Origin of the sequence: Streptomyces flavofungini (genome assembly GCF_030388665.1) — a bacterium.
In the GTDB taxonomy this organism is placed as follows: domain Bacteria; phylum Actinomycetota; class Actinomycetes; order Streptomycetales; family Streptomycetaceae; genus Streptomyces; species Streptomyces flavofungini_A.
Genome location: NZ_CP128846.1, coordinates 8,599,076 through 8,617,162, shown reverse-complemented (window position 1 = coordinate 8,617,162; position 18,087 = coordinate 8,599,076). Strand labels below are relative to the sequence as shown.

13 protein-coding genes are annotated in these 18,087 nt (G+C 74.6%); 10 read left to right on the top strand and 3 right to left on the bottom strand.

Annotated features, from left to right (window positions below):
- Positions 1 to 22 precede the first annotated feature (22 nt).
- The 3 genes from QUY26_RS37365 (at position 23) to QUY26_RS37355 (ending at position 4,134) form a co-directional block, all read left to right on the top strand.
- Positions 23 to 1,252, top strand: coding sequence for an MFS transporter (locus QUY26_RS37365; RefSeq protein ID WP_289956361.1), 1,230 nt, complete (start codon positions 23 to 25; stop codon positions 1,250 to 1,252).
- 666 nt (positions 1,253 to 1,918) lie between these two features.
- The gene (locus QUY26_RS37360; RefSeq protein WP_289954673.1) at positions 1,919 to 3,124 is read left to right on the top strand and encodes a D-alanyl-D-alanine carboxypeptidase family protein; all 1,206 of its coding nucleotides are present in this window, start codon (positions 1,919 to 1,921) and stop codon (positions 3,122 to 3,124) included.
- Entirely contained in the window at positions 3,121 to 4,134 is a 1,014-nt protein-coding gene (locus QUY26_RS37355) for a Gfo/Idh/MocA family protein (protein WP_289954671.1), read from the top strand. The genes QUY26_RS37360 and QUY26_RS37355 overlap by 4 nt, the downstream gene beginning before the upstream one ends.
- Positions 4,135 to 4,141: 7 nt before the next feature.
- Here the strand turns inward: QUY26_RS37355 and QUY26_RS37350 are convergent, their stop codons facing one another.
- Both QUY26_RS37350 and QUY26_RS37345 read right to left on the bottom strand, forming a co-directional pair.
- Entirely contained in the window at positions 4,142 to 4,864 is a 723-nt protein-coding gene (locus QUY26_RS37350; RefSeq protein WP_289954669.1) for a siderophore-interacting protein, read from the bottom strand.
- 95 nt (positions 4,865 to 4,959) lie between these two features.
- Positions 4,960 to 5,373 carry an SsgA family sporulation/cell division regulator gene (locus QUY26_RS37345; protein WP_289954668.1) on the bottom strand — a complete coding sequence of 138 codons (414 nt, stop codon included), beginning with the start codon at positions 5,371 to 5,373 and terminating at the stop codon, positions 4,960 to 4,962.
- A gap of 181 nt (positions 5,374 to 5,554) precedes the next feature.
- On the opposite strand from QUY26_RS37345, the gene QUY26_RS37340 reads away from it, so the two are divergent.
- From QUY26_RS37340 to QUY26_RS37330, 3 genes are all read left to right on the top strand, one after another.
- A complete protein-coding gene (locus QUY26_RS37340) occupies positions 5,555 to 7,282 on the top strand; it encodes a sigma factor (RefSeq protein WP_289954666.1) in 1,728 nt (575 codons plus the stop codon).
- Positions 7,283 to 7,293: 11 nt separating this feature from the next.
- Positions 7,294 to 8,664 (top strand): carboxyl transferase domain-containing protein, encoded by a 1,371-nt coding sequence (locus tag QUY26_RS37335; protein WP_289954663.1) that lies wholly within the window; start codon positions 7,294 to 7,296, stop codon positions 8,662 to 8,664.
- A 219-nt stretch (positions 8,665 to 8,883) separates the two neighbouring features.
- On the top strand, positions 8,884 to 10,422 hold the full coding sequence (locus QUY26_RS37330; protein ID WP_289954661.1) for an ATP-dependent DNA ligase: 1,539 nt from the start codon (positions 8,884 to 8,886) through the stop codon (positions 10,420 to 10,422).
- A gap of 354 nt (positions 10,423 to 10,776) precedes the next feature.
- Here QUY26_RS37330 and QUY26_RS37325 read toward each other — a convergent pair whose 3' ends face one another.
- A complete protein-coding gene (locus QUY26_RS37325; protein ID WP_289954659.1) occupies positions 10,777 to 11,871 on the bottom strand; it encodes a PhlD in 1,095 nt (364 codons plus the stop codon).
- Between the two features lie 1,061 nt (positions 11,872 to 12,932).
- Here QUY26_RS37325 and QUY26_RS37320 point away from each other — a divergent pair.
- The 4 genes from QUY26_RS37320 to QUY26_RS37305 all read left to right on the top strand — a co-directional run bounded on the left by QUY26_RS37320 (position 12,933) and on the right by QUY26_RS37305 (position 17,974).
- Positions 12,933 to 13,403: a cation:proton antiporter regulatory subunit gene (locus QUY26_RS37320; protein WP_289954657.1), complete on the top strand. Its 471-nt coding sequence runs from the start codon at positions 12,933 to 12,935 to the stop codon at positions 13,401 to 13,403.
- Between the two features lie 4 nt (positions 13,404 to 13,407).
- Complete coding sequence (locus QUY26_RS37315; protein WP_289954654.1) at positions 13,408 to 14,727, top strand: cation:proton antiporter; 1,320 nt, start codon at positions 13,408 to 13,410, stop codon at positions 14,725 to 14,727.
- Positions 14,728 to 14,842: 115 nt separating this feature from the next.
- Entirely contained in the window at positions 14,843 to 16,393 is a 1,551-nt protein-coding gene (locus QUY26_RS37310; RefSeq protein WP_289954653.1) for an MFS transporter, read from the top strand.
- Between the two features lie 54 nt (positions 16,394 to 16,447).
- Complete coding sequence (locus QUY26_RS37305) at positions 16,448 to 17,974, top strand: MFS transporter (RefSeq protein WP_289954652.1); 1,527 nt, start codon at positions 16,448 to 16,450, stop codon at positions 17,972 to 17,974.
- Positions 17,975 to 18,087: the final 113 nt, after the last annotated feature.

Genomic DNA, 18,087 nt, shown 5'->3' with positions numbered 1-18,087 from the left:
CCGCAACAGACCCCTCACTCTCATGTCCCTCGGCCACGCCTGCGTGGACGTCTACCAAGGGTCGGTCGCCGCGCTCGTGCCGTACTTCGTGGCCGAGCGCGCCTACTCCTACGCCGCCGCCTCCGGCATCGTCCTCGCCGCCTCGCTCCTGTCGTCGGTGGTACAGCCGCTGTTCGGGGCGCTCACCGACAAGTGGGCGATGCCGTGGCTCCTGCCGGTGAGCACCCTGGTGGGCGGCACCGGTGTCGCGCTGAGCGGCGTCGGCGGCTCGTACGCCCTCACCCTGGCGGTCGTCGCCGTCTCCGGGATCGGCGTGGCCGCGTACCACCCGGAGGCCGCCCGGGTGGCGCGTCTCGCGAGCCGGGGCAGCCACACCGCGATGGGGTGGTTCTCCCTGGGCGGCAACGTCGGCTTCGCCACGGCCCCGTTGCTGGTCGCCGCCGTCGTCGCCACCGGTGGCCTGGGCGCGTCCCCGCTGCTCGTCGTGCCCGCCGTCGCGGGCGCCGCGCTGTGCGTGGCCGCGCTGCGGGCCCTGCGGGCGCCGGGGGCACCGACCGTGAAGGGGCGCGGCGGGAACGCCGACGGCAGCGACGACTGGCCGTCGTTCCTGCGCCTCTCCGGTGCCGTGGTGTGCCGCTCGGTGGTGTTCGTCGGGCTGAGCGCGTTCATCGCCCTGTACGTGCGCGAGCGCGCCTTCGGCGCAGAGTTCGCGGGTACGGCGGCCCTGTTCGTGCTCTACGTCGGCGGGGCGGTGGGCACGGTGGCCGGGGGGCGTCTCGCGACCCGCTACCGCCGTGTGCCGGTGGTGCGGTGGTCGTACGCCCTGAGTGTCCTAGCGGTCGCCGGGGTCGTCCTCGTCCCCGGCCCCGCGCTGTACCTCTTCGTGGCGCTCACCTCGGCGTGCCTGTACGTGCCGTTCTCGCTGCACATCACGCTCGGCCAGGACTATCTGCCCCGGCACATGGGCACCGCGAGCGGTGTCACGCTCGGCCTGACCGTCAGCGTCGGCGGCCTCGCCAGCCCCCTCATCGGCACCCTCGCCGACCGGACGTCCCTCCAGGTCGCCCTCGCCCCGCTGATCGCCCTGCCCGCCGTGGGCTGGCTCCTGCTGCGGCCGCTGCGCGAACCCGCGATGCCGGAGGCGGCGCCCGCCGCGACCGAGGGGGCGCCCCTTCGGGCTCCGCAAGCAGACGCACGGGGCGGGACAGTCACCGTGCGGAGCACGGAATCCGGCGCGCCGCCGGTGACCTGACCACGGACCGGCTCGTGCTGCGTCCGTGGATGCCCGACGAACTGGCCGCCGCCCTCGGCGGGCCCCGCCGCGCCGACTGGGCGCCGGACTCCCCCGCCGGGGGCGACCGCGTCATCGCCGGTTTCCTCACCGAGCGCCCCCAGGGCCTGAGCCCTTGCGGGCATCGGCTCGTGGCCGAGCGCGACAGCGGCCTCGCGATCGGCTCGATCGGGCTGTTCCGGCCGCCCGCCGAGGGCGCGATCGAGATCGGGTACGGCGTGGTCGCCTCGCGCCGCGGCTACGCCTCCGAAGCCACCCGTCCGTGCTCCTCACCGCCGAACGGTCCGAGTGGACCCGCGTGTTCCTGTGGTTCCTCGTGGCCGTCGCCGGAGCGCTCGCGGTCGTGCGCCGGTCGCGGCGGCCCGGCTGGGGAGCGCGGCACGGCACGGGTGCGCCCTCGCGGGCGGCGCGCTCCTGGCGTACGTGTGGGCGGCCTTTCCCGTACGCCCGGCGGACGGTGGGTCCCTGACGGGGGATCCGGTGAGCGCCGCGGTGCGCGCGGTCATCGCTCTCGCCGTGCTCGCTCGGGCCGTGCGCACCGCGCGGACGGAGCGGCCCGACGGCGGCGTACATCCACCCGGGCCAAGCCGATCTGCGCAGTTGGGAGCCCGCTCCTACGGTGGCTGAATGGTCATCAGGTACCTTTCACGCCCGGTCGGGCGCGCCACCGCGGTGCGCGCCACAGCCCTCGCCACCGGGGCCCTGGTCTGCCTCGCGGGACCGGCCGTCGGCGCCGAACCCACGCCCCCGAAGCCACCGCCCGCGTACTCCTCGTCCCTGCTCGACCGGCCCGGAACGCAGGTGCGTCCGGGACCTCGCACACCGCCCCTGCCCCGCGGACTCAGCGCCCTGTCCTGGGTGGTGTCCGACGCCCGGACGGGCGATGTGCTCGCCGCGCACGACGCGCACCGCCGGCTGCCGCCCGCCTCCACCCTCAAGTCCCTGTTCGCCCTGACGGCGCTGCCGCGGCTGCACCCCGACACCCGACACACCGTCACCGGCCGCGAGCTGTCCCGCGTCGGCAGCGGCAGCAGCCTGGTGGGGGTCGCGGCGGGCCGCAGCTACCGGGTCTCCGACCTGTGGCGAGGGGTGTTCCTCAGCTCCGGCAACGACGCCGTGCACGTGCTCGCCGGGATGAACGGCGGCTGGGACGAGACCGTCCGGCAGATGCGCGCCAAGGCCCGCGCGCTCGGCGCCCGCGACACGCACGTGGTCTCGCCCGACGGCTACGACGCACCGGGGCAGGTGTCGTCCGCGTACGACCTGGCGGTGTTCGGGCGGGCCGGGCTCGCCGATCCGCAGTTCGCCCGCTACTGCTCGACGACCGTCGCCCGCTTCCCCGGCGGAAACTGGTCCTACCCCATCCGGAACACCAACCGGCTCCTGACCGGCGCCGACGGCGTGGCCCGCTACCCCGGCCTGATCGGCGTCAAGAACGGCTACACCAGCGGCGCCGGGAACACGCTGATCGCCGCCGCGCACCGGGGCGCGCGCACGGTCCTGGTGACGGTGATGAACCCGCGGCGAGGCGGCCACGCAGTGTACGAGGAGGCCAGGTCGCTGCTGGACTGGGGCTTCGCCGCGGCCGGCCGGACGCAGCCCGTGGGCTCGCTGGTTCCCGCCAAGCCCCGCAAGGCCCCGGACCGGACGCGGCAGACCGCGGCGGCCGCGATCGTGCCGCCCACGGCCACCGACGACGGCTCCGACTGGCCCGCCCTCGTCCTGGTCGGCGTCGGGTCGACCGCGCTGATCGCCGGGTGCGTGGTGATCGTGCGGCGCCGGGCGGCTACGGTGGCCCGACGCAGAGCACTGGGAGGGGAGTTGCTGCCGTGAGCGAACCGTTGGGGGTGGCCGTCCTCGGCGCCGGTCACATGGGCGCCGACCATGTGCGGCGCCTCGCGCGGTCCGTGGCCGGGGCCCGCGTGGTGGCCGTCGCGGACCCGGACCGGGCGCGCGGCGAGGCGGCGGCCGCCGGGATCGAGGGCGTGCGCGTGCACGCCGACGCGCTCGCGGCCCTCGCCGAGCCAGGGGTGCGGGCCGTCCTGGTGGCCTCCCCCGACCACGCGCACGAGGAGGCGCTGCTCGCGGCCCTCGCGCGCGGCCTGCCCGTGCTGTGCGAGAAGCCGCTCGCCGCCGACGCCCGGGCCGCGCTGCGCGTGGTCGAGGCGGAGGCGCGCGGCGGTCGGCGGCTGATCCAGGTGGGGTTCATGCGCCGGTACGACGCCGAGTACCGCAGGCTCAAGGCGCTGCTCGACAGCGGAAGCATCGGCCGGCCGCTGATGCTGCGCTGCCGCCACCGCAATGTGTCCTCGCCCCCGCACTTCACCTCCGCGATGCTGATCAGCAGCTCGGTGTCGCACGAGATCGACGCGGCGCGCTGGCTGCTCGGCCAGGAGGTCACCGCGGTGACCGTGCTCCGGCCGCGGCCTTCGGCGGGTGCCCCGGCCGGGCTCCAGGACCCGCAACTGGTGCTCTTCGAGACCGAGGGCGGCTCCCTCGTGGACGTGGAGGTCTTCGTCAACTGCGGGTTCGGTTACGAGGTCACGTGCGAGGCGGTCGGCGAACGGGGCAGCGCCCGCATCGGCGATGAGCCCGCCATGGTGGTGCGCTCGGCGGGCCGCGCCCAGCAGGACCTCACGCAGGACTACGTGGTGCGCTTCGCCGACGCCTACGACCGCGAGGTGCGCGAGTGGGTGGCCGGTGTCCGCGAGGGGCGGGTGTCGAGCCCGAGCGCGTGGGACGGGTACGCGGCGGCGGCCGTCGCCGAGGCCGGGGTGCGGGCCCTCGCCGACGGCGCGCGGGTCGCGGTGGACCTGGCGGCGCGCCCCGGGCTCTACGGCTGAGGCGGCGTCAGGCCGGGCCGGGACGCCAGTAGCCGAGCGCGTGCAGGCGGTGGCGCGGCACGGCCAGTTCCTTGCGGGCGTACGCGGACAGGGACCGGGTCGTCGTCGTGTCGCAGGTGATCCACACGTACGCGTCGGGCTCCTCCTCGACGGCGGCCGCGAGCCCGGCTCTGGCCGCGCGGTCGACGCCGGTGCCGCGCTCGACCCAGTGGACGTCGTGGCGTTCGGGGTCCACGCGCAGGTCCAGGTCGCGGTCGTCGGCGTGCTGGGTCTCGAACCAGATCGTCGCGGGGGTGTCCGGCATCGCGCCGAGGAGCGAGTTGATCGCGGGCAGCGCGGCCGCGTCGCCGACCACGAGCAGCCGGGACGGCGTCGGGGTCGGCACCTCGAAGCCGGTGCCCTGGACGGTCGCGTCGATGGTGTCGCCCGCCTCCGCCTTGCGGGCCCATTCGCTGGCGGGGCCGTCGTGCAGCGCGAACTCCAGGCTGAACGTGCCGGCCCGCGCGTCGGGGTCGACCAGCGTGTAGGCGCGCTGGTGCGGTTTGCCCGCGTTGTCGAACCACAGCCGCACCCACATCGTGGGGTGCACGCCGGTCGCCGCGAGCATGCCGCCGTCGGTGAGGTGAAGGCGGCGGTAGTGCTCGGTCACCTCGTCGGCGCCGGTCACCGTGAAACGGAAGTCCTTGCCGCGCAGCAGCTTGAGGACGACGCCTTCCCAGCCGTGGCCCACCCTGGTCCCCTCCTTCGAGACACCCGACCAGACTTGATCGAGTTAGGGCAGCCTAACCTATCCGGCGATGATCCGACCCACCGCGTTCGCGCCGTTCACACCCCGCCGAGCAGCCTGGTGAGCCCCTGGTCCAGATCCCGGCCCTCCTCCTCGCGGCCCGAGCCGACGACGGCGTACGAGCGCATCAGGAACCGGCGCAGCGCGGCCCGGTCGAACTGCACCAGGGCCAGGCCGTGCGGCGCGTGGAACTCCAGGACGGTCCGCTCGCGCCCGCACGGCCAGATGTGCACGTCACCCGTGCCGGCCGGGGCGTCGAGCCCCTCCTCCAGCAGGCCGCGGGCGAAGACCCAGGTGACCTCGGCGCCGTCGAGGGACACCTCGGGCGGGAAGGTGACCTGCACCGCGAGCGGGTCGGACGCGGCATAGCGCAGCGCCACGGGAATCGGCCGCTCACGGCCCTCGGGAGTGATCAGACGGGCGCGGGCGGACTGTTCGAGCGTGACGGCCATGGTCGATCTCCACTTCTACTGCTTCCTTGCCCTTTCGACCCCTCAGCGGGTGCCCGCATTACGGAAGTGCACGGAGAGATCTCTGTGACCTGTACCACTCCCCTCTGATAAGTCGGACATTTCTGGCCTAGGCTTCCGAACTCGTCCCCATCCCCGCAGTGGGACAGGAGTGTGTCCTGCCATGTCAGACGTCCCCGCAGACGTCCCGCCCGAGGTTCCCGCGGACGTCACGGCCGGTGTCCCCGCCCAGGCGTCCGGTGCCGCGACCGCCGCGTACGCGCGCGTCTACGAGTCCGAACACCCCCGGCTCGTCGCCTACGCCCGGTCCCTGACCGGCGACGCCTGGATCGCCGACGACCTGGTCGCCGAGGCCCACTTCCGGGTCTGGCGGCGCCTCGCCGCGGGGCACGAGATCGAGAACGTACCGGCGTATCTGATGACGACCGTGCGGCACCTCGCGTCCTCCGCGGGCCGGGCCGCCGCCCGCGAGACCCCGCGCGATCCGCAGAACACCGGCGCGGCCGAGACCGTCGACGTCACCACCGTCCCCGACGGCGGCGGCGACCCGGCGGCCCGCGTCTCCTCCGTCGACCTGCTCACACGCGTGCTCGGGCAGCTGCCCGAGCGGTGGGTGAAGGCGCTGTGGCTCGCGGAGGCCGAGGGCCAGCCCCTCGATGCGGTCGGGCGCGGCATCGGCGCCGGGAGCGGGGCCACGGCCGTGCTCCTGCACCGGGCGCGCGAGGGCATGCGGCAGGCGTTCCTGCGCGCCCACCCCGGTACGCCCGAGGACCCGGCGTGCGAGACCCACTGGGACCGGATGCCCGCGCACATCCGCGGCGAGGCGTCCCCGCGCCAGTCCGAGACCCTCGTCGGCCACCTCGGCGGCTGCCCCGACTGCCGGGCCCGGCTCGCCCTCCTGACCCGCGCCAACAACCGGCTGCCCGCCCTGGTGGGACCGGCCCTGCTCATCTTCGTGCTCGGCGGCACGGGCAAGTTCCTGGTGCCGCTCGCGGCCGGGGCCGGAGCGGGCGCCGGCGCCGTGGCGTCGGCCACCGGGTCCGGCTCGTCCGGGCCCACGGGTCTGCTGCACGGCGTACGTCACGTCCTCACCGGGGGCGGGAAGCTGCCCGTCGCCGTGGCCGGGGCGATCGGCACGACGGCGACCGCGGCTGCCGTCGCCGCGGGCCTCGTCCTCAGCGGCGTCGGCTCCGGCTCGGCCCCCGCGCGGGCCACGGCGGCGGAGAGCGGGAGCGCCCACGCTCCCCGGCCGTCCGCCGCGCCCGGCGAGGCCGAGGGGCCCGGGGACGGCGGCGGGGCCGTGCCGCAGCCCAGGAGCGAGGCGGCGCCGGAGGCTCCGGACGCGGCGGCCCCCGAAGCGGCGGCCCCGCGGCCCCCGGCCGTCGCACCGCCCGAGCCGCCGGCACCGGCCGTACCTCCCGCACCGGAGCAGGCCGCGCCCCCGGCGCCGGTGGCACCCGACGCGGACCCCGCCCCCGCCCGGCCGGAGCCCGTCGCGCCCGCGCCCGAGCCCACCCGGCCGCCGGAACAGCCCGAGCCGGACCCGACCCCGACACCCCCGGCCACGCCTACGCCGACGCCACCCCCCACGCCCACGCCCACGCCGACACCGACACCGACACCGACACCGACACCGACACCGACACCGAGTCCAACGCCGACGCCCACCCCGACGCCCACGCCCACCCCCACTCCGGTCGACCCCAGCCCTACCCCCGTCGACCCCACGCCCACGCCCACCCCGACGCCCACCCCCACGCCGACACCTGTTCCCACCCCCACCCCCACCGACCCGCCGCCCACCACGAACCCCACCTGCCACTGGGTCGGGCCGATCCTCATCTGCTACCGGGGCCAGTGGGTCCTCGACGAAGCCGGGGCGAACGGGTAGGAGTACGAGGCGTGCCTGATCCCTCCTCGAACGCCCCGGCCTCCCCATCCCCCACCCCCGGCCGCGTGTCCGCGCGCGCGGCCCTCGCTCTCGTGACGGCGGACTTCGCCGAGCTCCCCTACCCGCACGGGGACGGGCGGCCGGACGGCCCGCTGGCGTGGGCGGGGTACGACAGCGCGCGAGCCGCCGCCACGGAACGTACCGGCGAGTCGGAATCCGTGATCTGCGGGACGGCGACGGTCGCGGGGCTCCCGGCCGTGCTCGTCTCCTTCGAGTTCCGCTATCTGGGCGGTTCGCTCGGCGAGCGGGCCGGGGACCGCCTGGAGGTGGCGTACGCGGCCGCCCGCGAGCGCCGGCTCCCCCTCGTCTCCCTGATCGCGACCGGCGGCAGTCGGATGCAGGAGGGCATGGTGGCGCTGCGCCAACTCCAGCGCGTGGCGGCCCAGTCGGCGCTGAACCGGGCGGCCGGGCTGCCGCAGGTCGCGGTGGTCCGCGACCCGACGACCGGTGGCGGCTGGGCGACGCTCGGCGCGGGTGCCGACGTCGTGCTCGCGCTTCCCGGCACTCAGGTGGGGTTCGCGGGGTCACGGGTGCGGCCGCCGGACGCGGACCCGGCCGCGTACACGGCGGAGGGCCAGCTCGCGGCGGGCGCGGTCGACGCCATCGTGGCTCCGGACCGGCTGTCCGCGCGCCTCGGGCACTGGCTGCGGCTGCTCACCACGCCCGCGACCGGCGCGCCCGAGCCGCCGCGCGCCCTCGGGGAGGCGGCGGCGCCCGCGACCGGCTGGCAGGCGGTACGCCGCGCCCGTTCCCCCGAACGGCCGCGCGCCGAGGCCTACTTGGACGCCTACTTCGACTCCCGCGAGCCGATCAGCGGGGACCGCTGCGGTGGCACGGACGACGGGATGCTGTGCGGGGTCGGCCTGCGGGCCGGTCGGGCCGTCGCGTACGCGGCCCAGACCGGCACCCCCACCCGCCCCGCCGGATACCGCACCGCGGCCCGCCTCGTCCGCCTGGCCGACCGACTCGCGCTGCCCGTCCTCACCCTCATCGACACGCCCGGGGCCGCCAATGACGCGGCGGCGGAGCGCGCGGGCGCGGGCGCGGCCATCGCCGACGTGTTCGCGGCCGTCGCCGCCGCCCGCGTCCCCCTCACATCCCTCGTCATCGGCGAGGGCGGCTCGGGCGGCGCCCTCGCACTGGCCGCACCGGCCAACACCTGGGCCGCACCGGACAGTTACTTCTCGGTGATCGCCCCGGAGGCCGCGGCGGCCATCCTCAAACGCCCGCACGCCGACGTGCCCGCACTGGCCGAGGAGCTGCGCCTGCGGCCCCAGGACCTGGTGGAGCTCGGCGTCGTCCGGGGCGTCGTACCGGCGTAGGACGGGCCGAAGCCGGACGGGGTGCGGGCGTGGGCGGGCGCCACGCCCGCCTCGCCCATGCCCTACGGGGATGGCAGTCGCTGACGCCGGACTACCGTCATCGGCGCGGGCAGCACGCCCCGCCCCCTCCTCCGGAAGGCAGCGAAGCACAGCACCAGCAGTCACACGCGTCGCGTCCCGCGTCGTGCGGGATCCTGTGGGGCGTTGCAGGATGGCCGCATGTTGTTCGTGCGGGTCGCTGAGGTGTCCAAGGGCGTGGCCGCGACGGCGGCGCGGTCGCGGAAGGTGGAGCTGCTGGCCGAGCTGTTCCGGGCGGCCGGGCCCGACGACGTGCCGCTCGTCATTCCGTATCTCGCGGGGCGGCTGCCGCAGGGGCGGATCGGGGTGGGCTGGAACGCGCTCAAGGAACCCGTCGCCCCGGCGGCCGAGCCGACGCTCACCGTCCGGGACGTGGACGCCGCCCTCACCGTTCTCGCCGGGGTGTCGGGGGCGGGCGCGCAGGCCGAACGGCGGCGGCTCGTGCAGGAGTTGATGGGTGCGGCCACCGCGGACGAGCAGCACTTCCTCTTCGGCCTGCTCACAGGTGAGGTGCGGCAGGGGGCGCTGGACGCGCTGGCCGTGGAGGGCCTCGCCCGGGCCACGGGAACGCCCGCCGCGCCGGTGCGGCGGGCCGTGATGCTGGCCGGGTCGACGGCCCCCGTGGCGCGGGAGCTGCTGGCGCGCGGGCCGGACGCGCTGGCGGAGTTCCGGCTCACCGTGGGGCGGCCGGTGCAGCCGATGCTGGCGCACGGCGCGGGGTCCGTGGGCGAGGGCATCGACAAGCTCGGTCCGTGCGCGGTCGAGGAGAAGCTGGACGGCATCCGCGTCCAGGTGCACCGCGACGGCGCCCGCGTCCGCGCGTACACCCGCACGCTCGACGACATCACCGAACGGCTGCCCGAACTGACCGCCGCCGTCGCCGAGTTGGCGGGCGAGCGCTTCATCCTCGACGGCGAGGTGATCGCGCTCGGCGACGACGGGCGGCCGCGGTCCTTCCAGGACATCGCGGGCCGCGTCGGTTCGCGCCTCGACGTGGCCGGGGCGGCCACCGAGCTGCCCCTGTCCACTGTCTTCTTCGACGCCCTGTCCGTCGACGGCGACGACCTCCTCGACCTGCCCCTGCGGGAGCGGCACGCGCGGCTCGCGCGGCTGGTGCCGGAGCCGATGCGGGTGCGGCGCGCGGTCGTGGCGGACCCCGCCGACGAGGGGGCGCGCCGGGCCGCCGAGGCGTTCTTCGCCGACACGCTGGAGCGCGGCCACGAGGGCGTCGTCCTGAAGGGCCTCGACACCCCTTACAGCGCGGGCCGCCGAGGCGCCGCCTGGCTCAAGGTGAAGCCCGTGCACACCCTGGACCTCGTGGTCCTCGCCGCCGAGTGGGGCCACGGCAGGCGCACCGGGAAGCTGTCCAACCTGCACCTGGGAGCGCGCCGCGGCGACGGCACGTACGCGATGCTCGGCAAGACCTTCAAAGGCATGACCGACGTGATGCTCGCCTGGCAGACCGAGCGTCTGCGCGAACTCGCCGTCGAGGACGACGGGTTCACGGTCCGGGTCCGCCCCGAGCTGGTCGTGGAGATCGCCTACGACGGATTGCAGCGCTCCACGCGCTATCCGGCGGGGGTGACGCTGCGGTTCGCGCGGGTGGTGCGGTACCGGGAGGACAAGACGGCGGGGGACGCGGACACGGTGGAGACGGTGCTGGAGCGGTACGAGGGGTAGGGCGCGGGCTGGGGCCGTCAACCGGCCCGGCACGCCGTCAGCCAGTTCTGGCACGCTGTCAGCCGGTCCCGGCACGCCGTCAGCCCGTCCGGGGCGCGCCGCCGGCCGGTGCCGGGTGCGCCGTACCGCTGGTCCTGGGCTTGCGCCCCGCGGGGAACAGCGCGCGCACCCCGGCGCCCATCAGGGCGAAGCCCGCGACCGACAGCGGGTTCCCCGGCTCACCACCGGGCCTGGAGCCTGCGTGGTCGAGTGGGTCATGCGGCCAGCGTGACCGGCGGTCGTGGCGGTGGCGTGACGTCCGCGTCCGGGACGCGCCACAGTCGACCGCGTCCGGGGCGCGGCCGGGGTCCGGTGTCAGGCGCGGGTCAGTCTGCAACCGGCGACGATGAACCCGGGACCGAACCCGAGCAACAACCCTCTGTCTCCTGGGGCGGGCTCGTCGAACGAGCGGCACAGCACGTCCAGGACGGACGCGCCGCCGAGGTTTCCGCACTGCTCCAGACTGTCCCAGGAGTGGCGCAGCGGGCCCGTGCGGGCTTCTTCGCTCTGTCCGGTGCCGACGCGGAGCGCCGACTCCGCGTGCCTGAGGATGGCCGGGCCACCGGCGTGCACGACGCAGAAGTCAGGCACGAACGCGGTGCCGTGCCTGTCCAGCCACTCGTGCAGGGCCGGTGCGACGAAGCCGATGGCGCGGGTGGCCTCCCGCGTGGAATCGAAATGCAGGCCGTAGGAGTCGAACCGCCCTTGATAGAAGTCCTGGCTCCTGGGCAGGACGTACTGCCAGGTGTCGTCGATACGGAACCGCGGGCCTTCCCCGCCGCCGTCTCGGCCGGAGACCACGCAGGCTGCGGCGCTGTCGCCGAAGAGCACCTTGTAGATCATGCTCTCGCGGCTGGAGTCGACGGGGTTGTAGGTCGCGGCGCTCAGGCACTCCGCGACGACGACCAGGACGTGCGCGCCCGGGTGGGCCGCTATGTGGTCATGCGCCAGGGCCAAGGCCTGGGCTCCCCCCGCGCAGCCGTACGAACCCAGGGGTATGCGCGCCGTGTCCCGTCGCAGGCCCTGCGGAGCCAGGCGCTGGATGAGGTCCGTGTCGAGACTCGGGGCGGTCCACGAGGTGGTGTGGCTGGTGATGACGCAGTCGATGTCCGCCAGGGTCAGCCCGGCGTTCTCCACGGCCCGTGGCGCCGCGAGCAGGGCCATCTCCAGTGCGTCCTGATAGGCGGCCCGGTTGCGCTCGTCGAAGGCCGCTTCACCCGCGACGGTCGCCGACCGCAAGGGCCTGCTGAAGTACCGCGTCCGCACTCCGGTGGACCGCGCCGTCCGCAGGTAGGCGGCGAGCCGCGGGAGGTCGGCGTGCCGACGGGCCATGTCCGCCGTGAGGTCGTCCATCGAGACGGCGTTCTTCGCGAGCTCGACGTGCGGTCTCGCGATCAGTGCAGTGGACATGGGCCAGGGGCTCCTTCGGCACGCGTACGTGCGAAGAATCTACGGCACGGCGGCGTGCGTGCAGCCCCTCGCGTTCCTCTTCCGCGGCGCGCGGTCCGTCGTCCCCTCGCCGGTGAGGCCGGTCTCGTAGCGGCGGTGCACCTCACGCTCCAGCGTGCGCAGGTACTCCAGATGTTCCTTCAGCCCGGCCTGATCCGTCGGCCGTCCGTGTCCGGGGATGACGACCCGCGGGTTGAAGCCGAGGACGAGCTCGCACGCGTTGACGATGTTCTTCAGCGGCCCCGCCCGATGAGGGGGGCCGCCGTGGAAGTCGCGGGTAACGGTCCAGCGGAGGGTCGGGCGGTGAGTCGTGCACCAGCGCGTGCATTTCCTGCGGAGTCGGTTCGTGGTGATCGTGGTGGTCGGCGCCGGTGGCGATTGCCTCCGCTTCCGGAAAGAGGGAAAGAGGGGAAAAAAGATGGTCGCCGAAGCCGTGGTCCCCGTTCGCATGCGTGTTGATCACAGTCCGCACCGTGCGTCCGCCGAGCCATGGCCGCGCGGCAGCGATCATCGCCTCGGTCATCGGCCCGTCGTCAGGAGTGTCGATCACCGCCGCGTCGGCACCAGAGATGGCCCACAGGCAGTTCGCGCACCCCAAAGGCCCGCGCCCTCGGGAGCCCGAAGGCAGAGGCCGTCCGCGTCAGGCACCGGAGAGAGCTGCGCAGGCAAATTCACGCGCGCATCGTTACCGGTCGGGGCAGTGGACAGCGCTGCGGCGTCGCGCACAGTCCGGTTCTGCCGAACGGTCCGACCGGAGCGCCCACGTCCCGTTGCCACACAGCCAGGTGATGCCGGGTCACTGACGTCTCAGCCGTTCACCACCGCCGCGCCGTACCCTCGGCCGGGCTCCGCACGTGAGCGGCGGAGCGGCCCCCGGGCGGAGGCCATCGGCACCACCCCCGCGCCCACTTAGCCCCACCCTCACCCCCGCACCACCAAGTATCAGTAAAATCTGAACGATAGGGTGGCATGCGCACGAAGTAACCCATGATCATCAGGGGAGAGCTGTGTCCGCTCCACGTATGAGCCGAACGCCACTGCCAGGCATCGGTGCGCGCTACGACCTCACCACTCGCGAACAGCGGCGGCTGTCCGTCGTGGCGCACCGCGACGGGGGCCGGACGCTCAGCGCCTACCGCGCCGACGACCCGGACGCGTGCGCGCTCTCGCTACGGCTGAGCGCGGGCGAGGCGGCGGCACTGGTGGACGCGCTCCTGCCGACGCACCAGAGCCCGAACCTGCTGCACACCACCGACCTCGGCCTGCTCGCCGAGCGCATCGAGATCGCGGCGACCTCGCACTGGAACGGCCGCGTGCTCGGCGACACCCGGCTGCGCACCGAGACCGGCGCCTCCGTCGTGGCGGTGCTGCGGCGGGCCGACGCCATCCCCTCCCCCACCCCGGACTTCCGGCTCGCGGGCGGCGACACCCTCATCGTGATCGGCACCCGGGAAGGCGTCGAGAGCGCCGCGGCGATACTCGGCCGGGAGTGATCGCGTGCACTCTGCCGTCCTGCTCATAGAGTTCGGCGCGATCATCCTCGCGCTCGGGCTGCTCGGCCGCATCGCCGGCCGCCTCCAGTTCTCCCCGATCCCGCTCTACCTGCTCGCCGGACTCGCGTTCGGTACGGGCGGGCTGCTGCCGCTCGGCACCAGCGAGGAATTCGTCGCCATCGGCGCCGAGATCGGCGTCATCCTGCTGCTCCTCATGCTCGGCCTGGAGTACACGGCCAGCGACCTCGTCAGCAACCTCAAGACCCAGTACCCGGCCGGGATCGTCGACTGCGCCCTCAACGCCCTTCCGGGCGCGGCCGCCGCGCTCCTGATGGGGTGGGGCCCGGTGGCCGCCGTCGTCCTGGCCGGCGTCACCTGGATCTCCTCGTCCGGCGTCATCGCGAAGGTCCTCGGCGACCTGGGACGGCTCGGCAACCGGGAGACCCCGGTCATCCTGAGCATCCTCGTCCTCGAAGACCTCGCGATGGCCGTCTACCTGCCCATCATCACCGCGCTCCTCGCGGGCGTCGGCTGGGCCGCGGGCAGCCTCACGCTGGCGATCGCCCTCGGCGCGGCGGGCGCGGTGCTGTTCGTGGCGGTGCGCTACGGGCGGATCATCTCGCGGTTCGTGTCGAGCGACGACCCGGAGAAGCTGCTGCTCGTGGTCCTCGGCCTGACGATCCTGGTCGCGGGCATCGCCCAGCAGCTCCAAGTGTCTGCCGCCGTCGGCGCGTTCCTCGTCGGCATCGCGCTGTCGGGCGAGGCCGCGGAGGGCGCGCACAGTCTCCTGGCGCCGCTGCGGGACCTGTTCGCCGCCATGTTCTTCGTCTTCTTCGGTCTGCACACCGATCCGGCGAGCATCCCGCCGGTGCTCCTGCCCGCGCTCGCGCTCGCCGCGGTCACCGCGTGCACGAAGGTCGCCACCGGATACTGGGCGGCGCGGCGCGCGGGCATCTCCGTCAAGGGCCGCTGGCGGGCGGGCGGCGCGCTGGTGGCGCGCGGCGAGTTCTCCATCGTGATCGCGGGCCTCGCGGTGACGGCGGGCATCGAGCCCCGCCTCGGCCCGCTCGCCACGGCGTACGTCCTCATCCTGGTCGTGGCGGGACCGCTCACCGCGCGCTACGCGGAGCCCGTCGCGGCGCTCGCCGGGCGCTTGTCCCGTCGCCGGGATACCGGCCGCGACAGCGTCGGTTCCGAGGCGTCGACGCCCCTGGGGACCGCACCCGCCGCCACGGGGGAGCCGACAGGCGCCGAGGACATCGTGCACATCGAGAACGCCGAGAACGCCGAGAACGCCGGGAACACAGCACCGGGCCGGTCCTGACCGCCGATCACGGCCCCGTGCCCGCGGGGCCGTGATCGCCCGGGTCGCGGGCCCTTGGCCGGGCGCTTAGCGTGTGACAGGGGTGTCTCTTGACGCGGGGGGTCTGGAGGTCACGATGGACCGCTCGCCCGGCCCCGAAGGCATACCGGAAGGCATTCCGCAGCCAGTGTCACAGCCGGTCACGGACGCCGCGGCTCCGCCGCCCGCCGCCCACCACACCGGCGGCAAGCACGAGCACCGCTGGCTGATCCTCGCGGTCATCGCCGTCGCACAGCTCATGGTGGTCCTGGACGCGACGATCGTGAACATCGCGCTGCCGTCCGCGCAGCGGGACCTGGGCTTCACCGACGGCAACCGGCAGTGGGTCGTCACCGCGTACGCGCTCGCGTTCGGCAGTCTGCTGCTGCTCGGCGGGCGCATCGCGGATCTGGTGGGCCGCAAGGCGGTCTTCCTCGCGGGGCTCGCCGGGTTCGCGCTCGCCTCCGCGCTCGGCGGCGCCGCGACCAGCTTCGGCATGCTGGTGGTCGCCCGCGCGCTGCAGGGCCTGTTCGGCGCGCTCCTCGCGCCCGCCGCCCTCTCCCTGCTCAGCACCACGTTCACGGACCCGCGTGAGCGCGCGAAGGCGTTCGGCATCTACGGCGCCGTGGCGGGCTCGGGCGCGGCGGTCGGACTGCTGCTCGGCGGTGTGCTCACGGAGTACCTGGACTGGCGCTGGTGCCTGTACGTGAACCTCCTCTTCGCCGTGGCCGCGATGATCGGGGGCTGGCGTCTGCTGCACCCCGGGGCGCCGGAGGACCGGCCCGCACTCGACGTGCCGGGCACGCTGCTGGTGTCGGCCGGTCTGTTCTGCATCGTCTACGGCTTCTCCAACGCCGAGACGCACGACTGGGGCGACCCGCTGACGTGGGGGTTCCTCGTCATCGGCGTCGTACTCGTGACGGCCTTCGCCTTCTGGCAGACGCGGGCCGCGCATCCGCTGCTTCCCCTGCGGGTGGTGCTCGACCGGGACCGGGGCGCGTCGTTCCTCGCGATGTTCATCTCCGGCGCGGGCATGTTCGGCGTGTTCCTGTTCCTGACGTACTACATGCAGCAGATCCTCGGCTACACGCCCGTCAAGACGGGCCTCGCCTTCATCCCGATGGTCGTCGTGATGGTCGTGATCTCCGTGCTGACCACCAACGTCCTGGTGCCGCGCTTCGGGCCGAAACCCGTCGTGCCGCTCGGCATGCTGCTCTCGGCGGGCGGGATGGTGTGGCTGACGGCGCTCGACACCAGCAGCGGCTACGCCCTGCACGTGCTGCCGCCGCTGCTCGTCTTCGGGCTCGGCCTCGGCCTCATCTTCGCCCCGGCGATGAGCATGGCCACCTCGGGCGTGGCCGCGCACGACGCGGGGGTGGCCTCCGCGATGGTCAACACCACCCAGCAGGTGGGTGGTTCGATCGGTACGGCGCTCCTGAACACCCTCGCGACGAGCGCCGCCGCCAACTACCTCGTCGGCAAGCGGCCGACCCCCGAGGTGCAGGCCCAGGCCCAGGTGCAGAGCTACGAGACGGCGTACTGGTGGTCGGCTCTCTTCTTCACCGTCGGCTTCCTCGTTACGTTCGTGCTGTACCGCAAGGGGCGTCCCGCCGACAGTCACCTCGGCGAGGGCGCCGTCCACATGTAGCCGGCACGCCCCGGCACGGAGTCCGCGCACATCGGCCAGGAGGGCGGTGGGTCCATGACGGCGTCCTCCGGGGCCGAGGACACTCCCGGCGCCGACGGCGACGGCGGGGTCGCCCTGGCATCGACGCGCGGCCGCTGGGTCCTGACCAGCGCGGTCCTCGCCTCCGGCATGGCGATGCTGGACGGCACCGTCGTGAACGTGGCGCTGCCGACCCTCGGCCGCGACCTCGACGCGTCGATCTCCGCGCTCCAGTGGGTCGTCAACGCCTACATGCTGACGCTGTCCGCGCTGCTGCTGCTCGGCGGGGCGCTCGGCGACCGCATCGGGCGGCGGCGCACCCTCGTCATCGGCGTGGTGTGGTTCGCGCTCGCGTCGGCGCTGTGCGGCCTCGCGCAGGACGCGGGCACCCTCATCGCGGCGCGTGCCCTGCAAGGTGTGGGCGGCGCCCTGCTCACACCCGGCTCGCTCGCGCTCGTCCGGTCCTCGTTCCGGCCGCGGGACCAGGCCAAGGCGGTGGGGGCGTGGTCGGGGCTCGGCGGGGTCGCGGGGGCGGTCGGGCCGTTCCTCGGCGGCTGGCTGATCGACGGGCCCGGCTGGCGGTGGATCTTCCTCATCAACGTGCCGCTGGCCGCGCTGGTGCTCTTCGCGGTGCGGCACGTGCCGGAGAGCCGCGACGAGAGCGCCGCCGGGCAGCGCTTCGACGTGCCGGGCGCCGTGCTCGCGGCGGTGTTCCTCGCGGGCGTGAGCTTCGCGCTGATCGGCGCGTCCGGCGACTCCTCGTTCGTGGCGGGGGTGCTCCCGGGGTTCGTCGGGCTCGCGGCGGGCGCGGTGTTCCTGCTGGTCGAGCACCGGCGCCGGGATCCGATGCTGCCCCTTGAGCTCTTCCGCTCCGGCCTGTTCTCCGCGGCCAACGCCATGACGCTGTGCCTGTACGCGGCCATCGGCGGCATCCTGTTCATGCTGCCCGTGCAGTTGCAGACGACGCTCGGCTACGACGCCCTCCAGGCGGGTACGGCGACGCTGCCCATCACCGTCCTGATGCTGCTCCTCTCGGCCCCCGCGGGCGACCTGGCCCGGCGGATCGGCCCGCGACTGCCGCTGTGCGCGGGCCCCCTGATCGCCGCCGCGGGCGTCCTGCTGATGCTGCGGATCGGCCCCGGCGCCTCCTACGTCGCCGACGTGCTGCCCGCCGTGGTCGTGCTGGGCCTCGGCATGAGCGTGTTCGTCGCCCCGCTCACGGCGACGGTCCTCGCGTCGGTGGACGCCGGGCGCGCCGGGCTCGCGAGCGGGGTCAACAACACGGCGGCCCGCATCGCCCAGCTCCTGGTGGTCGCGGCGCTGCCCCTCGCCGTCGGCCTGACCGGCACGGCGTACACCGACCCGGACGCCCTCGACTCCGCGTTCGGGAAGGCGGCCTGGGGCTGCGCCGGTCTGTTCGTGCTCGCGGCCGCCGCGGCCTTCGCGTTCATCCGGCCGCGCCCCGCGGACTGGCACGAGGACGAGGGGAACACCCCGCACTGCACGGCCAACATGTCGGTGACGTCGCCCCCGCTGGAGCCGGGCGAGTGCGGCCGGGCCTGACCATGGGGGCCCCGCGTCGGCCGGAGTATCCCAGCCCGCCACCGGGCACTTCAACAGCTCGGCCGCGTAACCCAGTTGGCGCAGGCTCCGATGCGGGACGGCCGCCGTTCAGG

What these genes read in the sequence shown, in the direction of transcription:
- QUY26_RS37365 (WP_289956361.1), top strand. Translation starts at nt 23, where the DNA reads ATGTCCCTCGGCCACGCCTGCGTGGACGTCTACCAAGGGTCGGTCGCC.
- QUY26_RS37360 (WP_289954673.1), top strand. Translation starts at nt 1,919, where the DNA reads ATGGTCATCAGGTACCTTTCACGCCCGGTCGGGCGCGCCACCGCGGTG.
- QUY26_RS37345 (WP_289954668.1), bottom strand. Translation starts at nt 5,373, where the DNA reads ATGGCCGTCACGCTCGAACAGTCCGCCCGCGCCCGTCTGATCACTCCC.
- QUY26_RS37340 (WP_289954666.1), top strand. Translation starts at nt 5,555, where the DNA reads ATGTCAGACGTCCCCGCAGACGTCCCGCCCGAGGTTCCCGCGGACGTC.
- QUY26_RS37330 (WP_289954661.1), top strand. Translation starts at nt 8,884, where the DNA reads ATGTTGTTCGTGCGGGTCGCTGAGGTGTCCAAGGGCGTGGCCGCGACG.
- QUY26_RS37325 (WP_289954659.1), bottom strand. Translation starts at nt 11,871, where the DNA reads ATGTCCACTGCACTGATCGCGAGACCGCACGTCGAGCTCGCGAAGAAC.
- QUY26_RS37320 (WP_289954657.1), top strand. Translation starts at nt 12,933, where the DNA reads ATGAGCCGAACGCCACTGCCAGGCATCGGTGCGCGCTACGACCTCACC.
- QUY26_RS37310 (WP_289954653.1), top strand. Translation starts at nt 14,843, where the DNA reads ATGGACCGCTCGCCCGGCCCCGAAGGCATACCGGAAGGCATTCCGCAG.
- QUY26_RS37305 (WP_289954652.1), top strand. Translation starts at nt 16,448, where the DNA reads ATGACGGCGTCCTCCGGGGCCGAGGACACTCCCGGCGCCGACGGCGAC.